This is a genomic window from Comamonas koreensis, assembly GCF_021026195.1.
Lineage (GTDB): Bacteria > Pseudomonadota > Gammaproteobacteria > Burkholderiales > Burkholderiaceae_C > Comamonas > Comamonas koreensis.
This window is the reverse complement of sequence record NZ_JAJNCT010000029.1, coordinates 17,954-32,276: the sequence shown is the minus strand read 5'-3', so window position 1 is coordinate 32,276 and position 14,323 is coordinate 17,954. Positions and strand designations below refer to the sequence as shown.

General features: G+C 65.0%; 11 protein-coding genes and 1 riboswitch. Of the genes, 10 read left to right on the top strand and 1 reads right to left on the bottom strand.

Annotation, left to right across the window (positions count from 1 at the left end; translation table 11 throughout):
* Position 1: 1 nt before the first annotated feature.
* From LPW39_RS20430 to LPW39_RS20395, 8 genes are all read left to right on the top strand, one after another.
* On the top strand, positions 2-1,678 hold the full coding sequence (locus LPW39_RS20430) for a hydantoinase B/oxoprolinase family protein (protein ID WP_230779404.1): 1,677 nt from the start codon (positions 2-4) through the stop codon (positions 1,676-1,678).
* A 94-nt stretch (positions 1,679-1,772) separates the two neighbouring features.
* A complete protein-coding gene (locus LPW39_RS20425) occupies positions 1,773-3,155 on the top strand; it encodes an MFS transporter (RefSeq protein WP_230779402.1) in 1,383 nt (460 codons plus the stop codon).
* Positions 3,156-3,334: 179 nt separating this feature from the next.
* Positions 3,335-4,315 carry a LysR substrate-binding domain-containing protein gene (locus LPW39_RS20420; RefSeq protein ID WP_230779400.1) on the top strand — a complete coding sequence of 327 codons (981 nt, stop codon included), beginning with the start codon at positions 3,335-3,337 and terminating at the stop codon, positions 4,313-4,315.
* A 59-nt stretch (positions 4,316-4,374) separates the two neighbouring features.
* Positions 4,375-4,651: riboswitch (cobalamin riboswitch) on the top strand.
* Positions 4,652-4,897: 246 nt separating this feature from the next.
* On the top strand, positions 4,898-6,928 hold the full coding sequence (locus LPW39_RS20415) for a TonB-dependent receptor (RefSeq protein ID WP_230779397.1): 2,031 nt from the start codon (positions 4,898-4,900) through the stop codon (positions 6,926-6,928).
* A 13-nt stretch (positions 6,929-6,941) separates the two neighbouring features.
* Positions 6,942-8,045 carry an ABC transporter substrate-binding protein gene (locus tag LPW39_RS20410; RefSeq protein ID WP_230779394.1) on the top strand — a complete coding sequence of 368 codons (1,104 nt, stop codon included), beginning with the start codon at positions 6,942-6,944 and terminating at the stop codon, positions 8,043-8,045.
* Positions 8,015-9,148: a FecCD family ABC transporter permease gene (locus LPW39_RS20405; RefSeq protein WP_230779390.1), complete on the top strand. Its 1,134-nt coding sequence runs from the start codon at positions 8,015-8,017 to the stop codon at positions 9,146-9,148. Before LPW39_RS20410 ends, LPW39_RS20405 begins: the two co-directional genes overlap by 31 nt.
* Positions 9,145-9,936: an ABC transporter ATP-binding protein gene (locus tag LPW39_RS20400; protein ID WP_230779387.1), complete on the top strand. Its 792-nt coding sequence runs from the start codon at positions 9,145-9,147 to the stop codon at positions 9,934-9,936. Before LPW39_RS20405 ends, LPW39_RS20400 begins: the two co-directional genes overlap by 4 nt.
* Positions 9,929-10,726 (top strand): (2Fe-2S) ferredoxin domain-containing protein, encoded by a 798-nt coding sequence (locus LPW39_RS20395; RefSeq protein ID WP_230779384.1) that lies wholly within the window; start codon positions 9,929-9,931, stop codon positions 10,724-10,726. Before LPW39_RS20400 ends, LPW39_RS20395 begins: the two co-directional genes overlap by 8 nt.
* 13 nt (positions 10,727-10,739) lie before the next feature.
* On the opposite strand, the gene LPW39_RS20390 is transcribed toward LPW39_RS20395, so the two are convergent.
* Positions 10,740-11,654, bottom strand: coding sequence for a LysR family transcriptional regulator (locus tag LPW39_RS20390; RefSeq protein WP_230779381.1), 915 nt, complete (start codon positions 11,652-11,654; stop codon positions 10,740-10,742).
* Positions 11,655-11,827: 173 nt separating this feature from the next.
* Here LPW39_RS20390 and LPW39_RS20385 point away from each other — a divergent pair, with 173 nt between their 5' ends.
* Together LPW39_RS20385 and LPW39_RS20380 are read left to right on the top strand one after the other, a co-directional pair.
* Positions 11,828-12,679 carry an alpha/beta hydrolase gene (locus LPW39_RS20385; RefSeq protein WP_230779378.1) on the top strand — a complete coding sequence of 284 codons (852 nt, stop codon included), beginning with the start codon at positions 11,828-11,830 and terminating at the stop codon, positions 12,677-12,679.
* Between the two features lie 381 nt (positions 12,680-13,060).
* The gene (locus LPW39_RS20380) at positions 13,061-14,311 is read left to right on the top strand and encodes an efflux RND transporter periplasmic adaptor subunit (protein ID WP_230779375.1); all 1,251 of its coding nucleotides are present in this window, start codon (positions 13,061-13,063) and stop codon (positions 14,309-14,311) included.
* Positions 14,312-14,323 lie beyond the last annotated feature (12 nt).

Genomic DNA, 14,323 nt, shown 5'->3' with positions numbered 1-14,323 from the left:
CATGGCAAACAATACAGACGTTCATTACCAAATCATGTGGAACCGCCTCATCTCGGTGGTGGAAGAGCAGGCGGTCACCTTGATTCGCACCGCCTTTTGCACCAGCGTGCGGGAGGCGGGCGACTTGTCGGCCGGCGTGTTCGACAAGCAGGGCCGCATGATGGCCCAGGCCGTCACCGGCACCCCTGGCCATGTGAACTCGATGGCCGAGTCGGTCGCGCATTTTGCCAAGCGCTTTGAGCGCAGCACCCTGCAAGATGGCGATGTGCTGGTCACCAATGACCCCTGGCTGGGCACCGGCCACCTGCACGACATCACCGTCGTCACCCCGGTGTTTTATGGCCGCGACGGCCACAGCGAGCACATCGGCTACTTTGCCGCCACCGCCCACGTGGTGGACATCGGCGGGCGCGGCTTTGGCCCGGATGGCAGCGATGTCTACGAGGAGGGCCTGTGCATTCCGCCGATGAAGTTCTTCCGCGCCGGCGCGCTGAATGAGGACCTGATCGAGATCCTGCGCAACAACGTGCGCGAGCGCGACCAGGTGATTGGTGACTTCCATTCGCTGGCGGTCTGCAATGCCACCGGCATGCGCCGCCTCAAGGGCATGCTGGCCGAGTTTGAACTGCGTGACCTGGAAGACCTGGCCGGTTTCATCTTTGAGAACAGCCAGCGCGCCACCCGCGAGCGCATCGCCGCGTTGCCCGATGGTACCCAGCGCTATGCGATGACCGTGGACGGCTATGAAAAGCCCATCGAGCTGGTGGTGGCGGTGGAGATTGCGGCCGACAAGCTGCGCGCCGACTTTGCCGGCACCTCGGACCCCAGCCGCTACGGCATCAATGTGCCGCTGACCTACACCAAGGCCTATGCCTCCTATGCGCTCAAATGCGCGATTGCGCCAGAGATCCCCAACAACTGGGGCTCGCTGGAGCCCTTTGAGATCAGCGCGCCCGAGGACTGCATCCTCAATGCCCACCGCCCGCGCCCGGTGTCCGTGCGCCATGTCATCGGCCACCTGATCCCTGATGTAGTGCTGGGCGCGCTGCAACCCATTTGCCAGGGCGAGATCCCGGCCGAAGGGGCCAGCTCGCTGTGGAACCTGCAGATGCGCTTCAAGGGCATCACCCAGGCCACCCGCAACCAGCAGCACGAGATCCTGATGTTCAATACCGGCGGCACCGGTGCGCGCCCCTCCAGCGATGGCCTGAGCGCCACCGCCTTCCCCAGCGGGGTGCAGGCCATGTCGGTCGAGGTGACCGAGAGCATCGGCCCCATCATCATCTGGCGCAAGGAGCTGCGCCCCAACTCGGGCGGCGCCGGCCGCTGGCGGGGCGGCCTGGGCCAGCGCATCGAGGTGGGCTCGGCCGAGGGCTTCGAGTTTGACCTGAACGCCATGTTTGACCGCGTCCATTTTGCGGCCCGGGGCCACAACGGCGGCCAAAGTGGCGCGCTGGGCCAGGTCTCGCTGGACGACGGCACCACGTTGCGCGGCAAGGGCAAGCAGCAGATCCCGGCCGGGCGCCGTCTGATTCTGGACCTGCCCGGCGGCGGCGGCAACGGCGATGCGGCCCAGCGCCCGGCAGCGCTGGTACAGCGCGATGTGGCCTATGGCTACATCAGCGCCGAGCAAGCCCAGGCCGATTACGCCCAGGCGGCACCACGGACCCCGGCCTGATCGCCTGAAGCTGGCCAGCGGCGCTGCCGCTGGCCTTTCCAGCGCGCTGGCCCGCTTTTCTTTTTCTCCCACAGCAGGACACCAAGGATTCCCGATGCGCACACAAAATCCCACGGCAGATGGCTTTGCCGCCCCCAGTGCCAGCCTTTCGGACTGGCCGTCCCCCTCATCAACGGTCGCGCCGCGCACGGTGCAGTCCAAGGAGCTCAACCGCGTGGTGCTGGCCTCGGTGGTCGGCAGCTTTGTCGAATGGTTCGAGTTTTCCGTCTACGGCTACCTGGCTGCAGTGCTGGGCAAGGTCTTCTTTGCCAGCAGCTCGCCCACGATGCAGGTCACCGCATCCTGGGCGGCCTTTGCCATTGCCTTTTTTGCCCGGCCCATCGGCGGCATCTTCTTTGGCTCGCTGGGCGACAAGTACGGCCGAAAACGCGTGCTGACCATCACCATCATCATGATGGCCATCTCCACCTTCCTGATCGGGGTGCTGCCCGGCTATGCCAGCATCGGCATCGCCGCGCCCCTGCTGCTGATCGTGCTGCGCCTGATGCAGGGCCTGTCCGCCGGGGGCGAGGCCAGTGGCGCTGCGATCTTTGTGGCCGAATACTGCCGGGACCGCAACCGCACCTTGCTCACCAGCTGGGTCGAGGTGGGTTGCATGGCCGGCTTCTTCTTTGGTGCCTCGGTCTCGGCCATCCTGACGGTGTTCTTCAGCGCCGACCAGATCCTGGACTGGGCCTGGCGCATTCCGTTTCTGATCGCACTGCCACTGGGCGCCATTGGCCTCTATATCCGCAAGTACCTGGAAGAAACCCCCACCTTTGTCGCAATGAAGCAGCAGCATGATGCACTGGCCCAGGCGAGCTGGAAGGTGCTGTTCGCCACCCACAAGAAGGAGCTGTTCCAGTCGGCCGGCATCATCATCGTGACCAATGTCACCTTGTTCACCGTCGTCACCTACATCCCGACCTACTTTGTCAGCGCGCTGCATGTGGATGTGGCCACCGGCCTCAAGCTGTCCCTGGGCCCACAGCTCTTTCTGGTGGTCATGATCCCTCTTATGGGCATGCTGGCCGACAAGCTCAGCCGCAAGACCATGATGACCGCCGCCAGCCTGGCCATCGCGGTGCTGGCCGTGCCGTGCTTTCACCTGCTGCTCGAAGGCAGCACCGCCGCCAAGATCTCGTCCTTGATGGTGCTGAACTTCTGTCTGGCCATGCTGCTGGGCAGCATCTACTCGATCATCCCGTCGATGTTCCACACCAGCGTGCGCTTCAAGGGCATGGCGCTGAGCTACAACGTGGCCGTGGCCATGTTCGCCGGCACCGCGCCGATGATCAACTCCTGGCTGATCGCCCGCACCGGCAACCCTGTCGTACCTGCCTACTACCTGATCGGCGCAGCGATCATCGGCCTCATCGCCCTGGTCAGCAGCCGCGACCGTACCGGTCTGCCGATGCATGGTGATCCTGTGCAGTAAGCCCATGCGCTGCGGAGCGCTCTGCACCCCGAACGCATCCCGTCCGGATGCGTTTTTGTGCGCCGACAGAGCAGGGCGCAGCAGACAAGAACGCTGGCGTGCCGGCTCGCTGGGCGCCGGGCTGCGACCTATAATCACCGGCAGCCTGGGCCATCCTCCTTCCTGCCCAGCGCAGCTCCATGAAATACAAGCTACCGCCCCTGCAGCCGCTGCGCGTGTTCGAGTCCGTCTACCGCCACGGCTCCATCCGCAAGGCGGCTGATGAACTGTGCCTGACCCCGCAGGCCGCCAGCCAGCAACTCAAGCAGTTGGAGAGCGCGTTGGAGGTGCAGCTGTTCGAGCGCGGTACCCGTGGCCTGCTGGCCAGTGCCGAGGCCCAAACCCTGTACCACTATGTGGAGCAGGGCCTGGATGCGCTGAGCCAGGGCCTGGAGGCGGTGCGCGCCCACCACAACGATGCGCAGTTCCATATCCAGGTCAGCCCTTACTTTGCGACCCAGTACCTGATCCGCTCGCTGCCCTCGTTCACCAAGGACTACCCGGCACTCGATCTGCGCATCTCCATCGGCGTGGAGCTGCCGTCCTTCGATACCAGCGATCTGGATGCCGCCATCGTCTGGGGCTACGGCGGGGTGGACCATCTCGATGAAACGCCGCTGCTCGAAGACCTCAAGGTCATCGTCGCCACACCCCAGCTGCTGGCCGAGCACCCGGTGGAGACCGCGCAGGATCTGGCACACCACCGCTTGATATCCCCGCTGACGCACAACAGCCTGTGGCGGGACATCTATGCCATGCTGGGCCTGCAGCCGGGCGACAAGCATGTCAGCCCCATGCTGCTGCACACGCATGATGCGATGCTGCAGGCCGTTCTCAGCGGGCAGGGCGTGGGCCTGCTGTCCTATGTCGATGCGCTCAGCTACATCCACAGCGGCAAGCTGCTCGCGCCCTTTGGGCCAGAGCTGCTGCGCCAACTGCCGATGGACCGAACACCCAAGTTCCACCTCTACACCCGCCGGGGCGCGGGCGAGCGACCGATCCAGGCGAGCTTTCGGCAATGGCTGCTGGACAAACTCGCCAGCAGCGACTTTATTGGCTACACCTCGCGCCTGCCGCAGGGCGGATCCACTATTGAGGCCAGCGCTGTATCGCCGAGCTGACACAGGCCGTTACGGAATGGCGCCGTAACGGCTGGCGGCTGGTACACTGGCTGCGCTTTGAAAAAAGCCTATCTACAGGTGCTTGTATTGCACAAGTGAAACGGGAACAAGGTCGGGAGTGCGCTCCCCCATGCCTTGGCTGCCCCCGCAACGGTAGACAGGAAAAAGTAGCCGACGCGGCCCGCTCCCACGCGGGCCCAGTCACTGGGGTTGAGAGAGTGTCACTGCCTGCCAGGCAACAAGACGCCCGCGCCCTGGGAAGACCGGCTGCTGGGTCGGCGCGCCACCGCCGCACCGCCTGTAAGCCCGGAGACCGGCCTGTGAATAGTCGTAGTGTGTCCTGGGCTATTTGCCTGGGCGATGCTCTCTCAACTGTCTGCGGGGTGTGGACGGCGGTTCGGCGCGCAGCCCCGTCCTTGGGGCCACTGCGTGCAGTGCAGCCCCCGCATCAGGCAGTTAGCGCCTTTTGTTGAAATGACTGCAGTTCCTTTTCCGAAAAACCGGCTCCTGGCAGCCGGACGGCTCTCTTCCTCCTTGCGCCTGGTTGGCAGCTCCTGTGTTTTGTGTTTGCCTGCCTTGGGCATGGCGGTGGCCCATGCGCAAGAGGCATCGCTGTCTGAAGTGGTGGTGACCGACAAGCGCAGCGAGCCCAATGCGCTCCAGCTGCCATCCACCTCGGCCAGCAAGCTGGCCGTACCGCTGCAGGACCTGCCAGCCAGCGTCAGCTCGGTCTCGGCCGTGCAGATCCAGGAGCGCGCCGACTACGAGGTGGTGGACGCCGTGGGCCGCAGCGTGGGCCTGAGCGTCAACGGCACGCCCGGCAACGGTGGCCTGTCGTTCTCCAGCCGTGGCTTTACCGGCGTCAACTCAGTGGGCGTGGCCGAAGACGGTCTGACCCTGGGCGTGGCTGCGGGCACAGTGGCCTATCCCAATTCCAGCTGGGGCTATGAGCGTTTTGATGTGCTGCGCGGACCCGCATCGCTGATGTATGGCAGTGGCACCATGGGCGCCACCGTCAACGCGGTACGCAAGGAGCCCAGCCGCACCAGCTCGTCTGAAGTGTTGCTGGGCGCTGGCTCCCATGGCACGGCCCGTGCAGGCCTGGGCACCACCGGCGCACTGAGCGACAGCCTGAGCTACCGCCTGGATGTCTACGGTGATCGCACGGACGGCGAGCGCCAGCTGGGCAACAGCGACAGCAAGAAGCTGATGAGCGCCATCCGCTGGCAGGCCAACAGTGACCTGCGCCTGGACCTGACGGCCGATGTCAGCGATCAGCGGCCCGAGCGCTACTTTGGCACCCCGGTCGTTGATGGCAAGCCGGTGGCGGCACTGCGCGACCGCAATTTCAACGTCCTCGACAGCGACATCCACTACAAGGACGAGCGCTACAAGCTCAAGGCCGAGTGGAACGTCAGCGACGCGCTGGTGCTGCGCAACGAGACCTACCACATGAAGGCCGACCGCCACTGGAAGAACATCGAAGGCTACGACTACGATGCCGGCACCCGCACGGTTCACCGCTACGATTACCTGGAGATCGGCCACGATCTGGAGCAAAGCGGCAACCGCCTGGGCGCCGTGTTCAAGCCCGGCCAGCACGAGTTTGCGATGGGCTGGGACGTGTCGCAGGCCAAGTTCACCGCCCTCAACAACTCCCCGTATGCCGGCGAGTCCGATGTGCCGCTGACCGGTGGCACCAGTGGCTACTGGAACAGCCCGGACCCCTACAAGGCGCGCATGACCTCGCGCATCCGCCAGAACGCCTTCTACCTCGAAGACGCCTGGAAGCTGGGCACGCAGTGGCTGCTGATGGCCGGCGTGCGCCGCGACCTGTATGACTTTGACCGCATGGACCTGCTCAGCCAGGCCCGTTTTGACAAGACCTTGGGCGGCACCTCCTGGCGCCTGGGCCTGACCCACAAGCTGGACCAGAACACCAGCGTGTACGCCCAGGTCAGCACCGGCCATGACCCGGTCACCAGCCTGCTGTCGCTGAGCCAGTCGCAAACCGGCTTCACCCTGAGCAAGGGCCGCCAGGTGGAAGTGGGCATCAAGCAGCAACTGCCCAATGACCAGGGCGAATGGACCCTGGCGGTCTTCGACATCCGCAAGAAGGACATCATCACGCGCGATCCGGACCGCCCAGCGCTGTCGATCCAGGGTGGCAAGCAGTCGTCCAAGGGTATCGAGCTGGCGGGTAGCTGGCGGGCGACCCAGTCCTGGCGCTTCGAGGGCAACCTGGCCTATGTGGATGCGCAGTTTGACGAGCTGCTCGAAGGCGCCACCGCCATTGACCGCGCCGGCAACCAGCCCGCCAATGTGCCACGCTACACAGCCAATGCCTGGGCCCATTACCAGACGGGGGACTGGCGTGCATCGCTGGGCCTGCGCCATGTCGCCAGCCGCTACACCAGCAATGCCAATACTACGCAGCTGCCTGCCTACACGTTGGCCGATGCGGTACTGGGCTGGAACCTGAACCGCAGCACCACCTTGAACTTGGTGGGCCGCAATCTGACCAACAAGCGCTATGCTGCATCGTCCTACGGCTCGCAATGGCTGATGGGCAACGGCCGCAGCTTTGAGCTGATGGCCCATCTGCGTTTCTGAGCAAGGCACAGGCATGACACCAAGCACCTCCCGGCACACGCTGCGCGCGCTGGCGGCAGCCGCCGCCCTGGTGCTGGCCGGCTGTGACCAGCCGGCCGGCCCGCAGCCGCCCAGCCGCCCAACCCAGGCAGCAGCAGTCCCCATCGCCAGCGCGGCGGCTGCCGCGCCCGCAGGCCTGCGGGCTGTGCCGCTGGTAATTGATGTCTGCGGCCAGCCCCAGCGCTATGACCGGGTACCGCAGCGCGCCATCACGCACGATGTGAACATCACCGAGATGTTCCTGTTCCTGGGACTGGGGCCCAAGCTGGTCGGCTACTCGGGGATACCGTCGCGCAAGGAGATCAGCCCCGAGGTGTTGGCCCAACTGGCCCAGGTGCCCAAGCTCTCGTCGCAGGACATGAACCTGGAAAACATGCTGGCGGCCCGCGCCGACTTTGTGTTCGGCGGCTGGAGCTATGGGTTCCGCCCTGGCGGTATCACGCCCGAGCTGCTGGCCCAGCATGGCGTGGCCAGCTATGTGCTGTCCGAGTCCTGCATCCACGTGCAAAAGCGCGAGCGTGTGGCGCTGGGCGACACCTTGGCGGACCTGCGCAATGTGGCGCGCATCTTTGACATCGAGCCCCAGGCGCAGCCGCAGATGGCCAAGCTGCAGGCCTCGATCGACCAGCTGGCTGCGCAGATGCAAGGCAACACCCAGCAACCACGCGTCTTTGTGTTTGACAGTGGCGAGAAGATCCCCACCACGGTGGGCGGCTTTGGCATGCCCCAGGCCATGATCGATGCGGCCGGCGGCAGCAATATCTTTGCCGACATCGCCAGCAACTGGCCCAAGGGCAACTGGGAGGATGTGATCACTCGGGACCCCGAGTGGATCATCATCATCGACTACGGCCAGCCCAGCGCACAGGGCAAGATCGATTTTCTGCGCGCCAAGCCGGAGCTGGCGGGGGTGTCGGCCATTCGCGAGCAGCGCTTTTTCGTCATCAGCTATGCCGAGGCCACGCCAGGGCCGCGCAACGTGAACGTGGCGCAGCGCCTGGCTGCTGCCTTGCACCCGGATCGCCGCATCACCGTGGACCCGGTGCCATGGCTGCCAGCGGCGGAGTCCAAGCAGTGAGCCATGCGCCCGGCTGCGACGGCCAGCATGAACGCCAGCGGCGCAAGCCCTGGTCCTTGGCGCTGTGCCTGTTGCTGCTGCTGGTCTTGCTGCTGGCCAGCAGCCTGGCCGCCATCACCTGGGGCTCGGCATCGCTGCATGCCTCCACCGTATGGTCCGTCGTCAGCCAGCAGTTGCTGGGCGGCGGCTGGCAGCCCGATGCAGGGCAGGGCGGCATCAGCCAGCAGCATTACCAGATTGTCTGGATGGTGCGCATGCCCCGGGTGCTGCTGGCAGCGCTGGTGGGCGCCGGCTTGGCCGTGGTCGGCGTGGTGATGCAGGCGATGGTGCGCAACCCGCTGGCCGATCCCTACATGCTCGGTGTGTCCTCCGGCGCGTCAGTGGGGGCGGTGTCGGTGCTGGCCTATGGCAGTTTGGCGATGGTAGGTATCTATGCCATCACCGCAGGCGCCTTTGTTGGCGCGTTGCTGGCCACTGCGCTGGTCTATGCGCTGGCCCAGCAGCAAGGGCGCCTGCATGCCACCCGGCTGATCCTGAGCGGTGTGGCCATTGGCTACATGCTAATGGGTGTGACCAGCCTAATCACCTTGACGGCAGGCCAGCGCGAGCTGGCCAATGCGCTGCTGACCTGGACCCTGGGCAGCCTGGCAGCAACCCAGTGGAGTGCGCTGGGCCTGCCCGCTGCCGTACTGGGCCTGGGCCTGCTGTGGCTGCTGCTCTGCGCCCGCCAGCTCAATGCCTTGTTGATTGGCGACGAGGGCGCTGCCACGCTGGGATTGAACACTGCCAGCCTGCGCCTGCAATTGTTCGTGGTGGTGTCCTTGCTGACGGGCACCATGGTGGCAGTCAGCGGTGCCATCGGTTTTGTCGGCCTGGTCATTCCCCACATCACCCGCATGCTGGTGGGCAGTGACCACCGCCGCGTTCTGCCCGTCAGCGCCTTGATGGGTGCAAGCTTTTTGGTATTGGTCGATCTGGCCGCCCGCACCTGGTTTTCGCCCAGCGAGCTGCCGGTGGGCGTCATCACGTCGCTCATTGGCGGGCCCTTCTTTATCTGGATGCTGTGGCGCCGCACCACGGCGATCCCCGGAGGCAGCGCATGATGCTGACGGCCAAGCAACTGTCCTGGACCGCCGGCCACGGCGCCCAGGCCACGCAGATTGTGCGCCAGGCCAGCCTGCAGGTGGCGCAGGGCGAATGTGTCGGCCTGGTGGGCCCCAATGGCTGCGGTAAATCAACCTTGATGCGCATGCTCTACCGTGTGCTGCAGCCCGAGGCCGGTGGCCAGATACAGCTGCAGGGCCGCGACATCTGGCAGATGAGCGCGCGGCAGTTTGCGCAGCAGGCGGCGGTGCTGGGCCAGGATACGGGCCTGGGCTTTGACTGCACGGTGCAGGAGCTGGTGATGATGGGCCGCTTTCCACACCAGTCGCGCTGGGCGCGCGACAGTGCCGAGGACAAGGCCATCGTCAGCGCCTGCCTGGCGCAGGTGCGGGCCAGCCGCCTGGCCGACCATCTGCTGTCATCGCTCTCGGGTGGTGAGCGCCAAAGGGTGCTGCTCGCCCGTGCGCTGGCCCAGCAGCCGCAGCTGCTGTTTCTGGACGAGCCCACCAACCACCTGGACATCCAGTTCCAGCTGGAGCTGCTCAGCCTGGTGCGCGCCTCGGGCTGCACCGTGCTAATCGTGGTGCATGACCTGAACCTGGCCGCGCAGTTCTGTGACCGCATCTATGTGATGCAGGCCGGCGCCATCGACGCCGAAGGCACACCCGAGCAGGTGCTGACGCCAGCAACCATTGCACGCGTGTTCCAGGTCGAGGCGCAGGTGGACCGCCATCCGCGCCTAGACAAGGCGCGTGTGAGCTACTGGATGGACAAGCCCCATGGCTAAAAAACCTGATGCCTTGTTGCTGCTGGGCCGGGGTGGCCTGGGGTCTGCTGCCAAGAACGAATTGCAGGCCTTGCTGCAGGCCTGCCAGCAGGCAGACCCCGACCTGGCTATGCAACTGGCCTTTGTGGACCGCAACCAGCCGGCCTTGCCCGAGGCGCTTGACAGCCTGAGCGCTGCCCTTGCGCCGGCCGATCTGGCGCTGCAGACCATCGTCATCCAGCCCACGATGGTGCCCGACGAGCCCGCGCTGCGACGCTGGCTGCATAAGGTCGCCAGGCGCTGGCTGGCCAGCCAGCCCGGCCATGCCCGGCCCCGGCTGGTATTTGCGCAGCCGCTGCTGCAGTGGGATGGCCTGGTGCCTGCCTTGCTGAACCACCTGGCACTCGCCACCGTACAGCCTGATGTGGTGGCCGAGGAGGGCGAAGAGGGTTGGCAAACCGACCCGGTGGCCTGGAGCACGGTGCCCGCCCACCAGCGCCATGTGCTGTGGTGCATGGGGCCGCGCTGCGTGGCCAAGGGTGCCGCAGCGCTATGGCCCCGGCTCAGCCAGGCGGTGCAGGCAAGCGCGCCCCTCAAACAGCAGCTGCAGTTGCTGCAGACCAGCTGCCAGTACCCCTGCAACCAGGGGCCGCTGATGATCGTCTACCCCGAAGGCGTCTGGTACGGCAACCTCGATGAAGACAGCCTGGTGCCGGTGCTCAAAAGCCATATGGAGGGCAGCGAGGCCTGTGCGGCCCACCGGGTGCATACGCTCCAGGTACTTCCGCCCTGCAGCGAATCGGATCAATAAGCGCAGCGCCGCGCTATTTGCACTGCAGCAGGGGATCGGCCGCAAAAATCTCCACCACCCAATCGACAAAGGCCCGCACCTTGGCACTCAAATGGGAGTTGGGCGGGTATACAACATATACCGGCAGCAACGGCTGGGTCCATTCCGGCAGGATCTGCACCAGCTGGCCGCTTTGGAGGTAATCGCGCGCCTGGTAGCTGGTGATCTGGCCCACACCCTGGCCGCTGATCAAGCTGGTGGTGTAGGCGTTGGCCTCGTTGATAGCCAAGGTCGATGGGTTGGCAATCTCGATGCTCTCACCGTTGTGCTGGAACTCCAGCGGATAGCGGCGCTGGGTGACTGGCGAGAAGTAAATCACACTGTTGTGGCCGTTTTCCAGGTCGCGCGGATGCTGCGGCGTGCCCTGGCGCCGCAAATAGGCGGGCGAGGCCACCGTCAAAAATTCCACGTTCCCGACACGGCGTGCCACCAATGACTGGTCGCGCAGCTCGCCGCCGCGCACTACGCAATCGACGTTGTCGGCAATCAGGTCCACGGTGCGGTCGGTCACGCCCAGGTCGATCTGGATGTCGGGGTAGCGCGCCTGAAAGGTCGCCAGCTGCGGAATCACCAGAAGCCGGGCGATCGACGTGCCGACGTCGACACGCAGGCGCCCGCGTGGCGCTGCCCGCACCTGGCTCATGCTGGCTTCTAGCTCGTCAAAATCGCTCAGCAGCCGCACGGCACGGTCGTAGTAGGCAGCGCCATCGGTGGTCACCGTCACGCGGCGGGTGGTGCGGTTGAGCAGCTTGACCCGCAGCCGGTCTTCCAGCGCCTGCACATGCTTGGTCACACTGGCCTTGGGCAGCTGCAGCGAGGTGGCTGCGAGCGTGAATGTGCCCGACTCCACGACCCGCGCGAACACCCGCATTGCCTGTATCTGATCCATCTGCCTCTCCTTGCACTGTCGCGCACGCGCGCGCCAAACGTAGGTGGATTCTCACATGCCAAAGATCCTGCCATTGTTCCTGATTTGGAAATAGTGCGGCCATAATTTGCGGATTGATCGGCTGCGGCAACGCAACTACATTTACTCATGCCTACTTTCCACTGGGCTAGCTTATGTCTGACACCACCGTAAAAACCAGTTCACCGGCTCCTGACTTCATCGATACCGTCGCTCCGACGGCGTCGGGCGAGTCGGTGGCCGTGCGTCTGTACGGTAGCAAAGGCAAGTCCGGCGAGCCTTCGCCGCTGGTGCTGCATTTTCATGGCGGCGCCTTTGTCGAAGGCGATCTGGACAGTGGCTGCACCGTTGCGGGTCTGCTGGCAACAGCAGGGGCCCGTGTGGTGTCGGTGGCATACCCGCTCTCACCTGAGCATCCATTTCCGCGTCCATTGGAGATCGGATATGAAATGCTCCAGTGGAGCTACAAACATCGCACACGCCTTGCCGGCAAAGGTGCGCCGATGTATGTGGCTGGTGAGGAGGCGGGCGCCAACCTGGCTGCCGGCGTGTGTCTGATGGCGCGTGATCAACGCCATCCGCCGCTGGCGGGGCAGATCCTGCTCTCACCCATGCTCAATCCCTGCGCCGGCACGGCATCGCTTCGCGCTGCCAATGGCGATGCGACGGAATGCAAATGGGCCGAGGGCTGGAGCAAGTTCCTGGGCTGCACCTATGACGGCGTCCATCCCTACGCGGTGCCTGCGATGGCACAGCGCCTGGCTGGTCTACCGGCAACGCTCATCATGGTGGGCGATAAAGACCCGATGCACGACGAGGCACTGGCCTATGCCAGCCGCCTGCAGGCAGCCGGTCATCTGGTGCAGCAGCATGTATTCAAGGTCGCGCAACAGTGGCCCGATGCATTGCTGGAGCCCCGTGCTCCCGAGCCCTGTCCCTGTGCCGGGGCAGTGCTGGAACAACTGGCACTTTTCTTCGAGACATCCCGATGTCGGGCGCAAGCCTGATCCCCTGAACGAAGCGCAAGGCAAGAGCTGCGCCACTCTCCGGTAAAGCCCGGGGAGCGGCGGCGGGCGGCTGCGCCTTCACAACCCTTAAAGAACGCTTTCTCGCAACGCATTGCCGTGTGGAGATTTTGCCAAACCCTCGCCCAGTGGGATGGACGTGGATCGGGATGAGCCGCAAGGCGTCTTTTGCAGTCAATAGCCGTAGCTATTGACAAGGAAGACAACGCAGCGGATCGCCCGAGACCACGTTCAGACCAAGGCAGGGAGTTTTGCAGAGGCTCCACTGTGGCACGGATTTTCTGTCGGCTTTTGTAGCCGCAGGGGCATGCCGTTGCCGCAAGAAACCTCAAAAACTATTCACGCACACATCAGGACTTGGCCATGAGCAACAACAAAACTTCGACTTCCCCTCAACGCCGCTGGTGGACGGCCATCGGTCTGGCAGCTGCCGTGGTGGCTGCAGGCGGCACGGCTGTGGGCCTGCAAAGCTCGCACGCGAGTGCGCCGGCCGAGGCCGCCGCGCCGCCCGCGATGCCCGTATCCGTTGCGCAGGTGCTGCAGCAGGACGTGCAGCTGTGGGATGAATTCTCCGGCCGGCTCGAAGCCGTGCAGCGCGTCGATGTGCGCCCCCGTGTAGCCGGTGCGCTGCAGGCGGTGCACTTCAAGGAAGGCGCCCTGGTCAAGGCGGGTGATCTGCTTTTCACGGTCGATCCCGCACCTTACGCCGCTGAGGTAGACCGTGCCGAAGCCCAGGTGGTGGCGGCCAAGGCACGCATGGGCTATTCGCAAAGCGAAGCCGAACGTGCCGCCCGTCTGTGGGAAGAGCGCGCCATTGCACAAAAGGAACTGGACGAGCGTACCAACGCCCGCCGCGAAGCAGACGCCAACCTGCGTGCTGCCCAGGCCGCACTGCAAACGGCCAAGCTCAACCTGGGCTACACCCAGGTGCGCGCGCCCGTGGCCGGCAAGATGGGCCGCATCGATGTGACCGTGGGCAACCTGGTCAGCGCCGGTGCCGGCGCGCCAGTGCTGACGACCTTGGTCTCCGTCAACCCCATGTACGCCAGCTTTGATGCCGACGAGCAGATCGTGACCAATGCGCTGCAAGGCCTGCGCCAGGGCAAGAGCGCCCGTGCGCTGATCGAGAGCATTCCCGTGCAGATGGGGGTGGGCACCAGCGGCGCCACGCCTTACAAGGGCCACCTGCAGCTGATTGACAACCAGGTGGATGCGCGCAGCGGCACCGTGCGGGTGCGTGCGGTGTTTGACAACGCCGACGGCGCGCTGATGGCCGGCCAGTTTGCCCGCGTGCGCATGGGCCAGCCCCACAGCCAGCAAGCCCTGCTGATCAACGAGCGTGCCGTGGGCACGGACCAGAGCAAGAAGTTTGTGCTGGTGGTGGGCGAGGGCAACAAGGCCGAGTACCGCGAAGTGCAGCTGGGTGCGCCGTTTGAAGGCCTGCGCCTGGTGACCTCGGGCCTGAAGGCCGGCGAGCGCATTGTGGTCAACGGCCTGCAGCGCGTGCGCCCCGGTGCCGTGGTGGCCCCGCAGGATGTGCCCATGACCAACAAGTCCGAGCTCAAGAGTGAAGCGCAGCAGGCAGCCAACGATGGCTCCAAACCCGCCGCCTAAACCGATAACAAC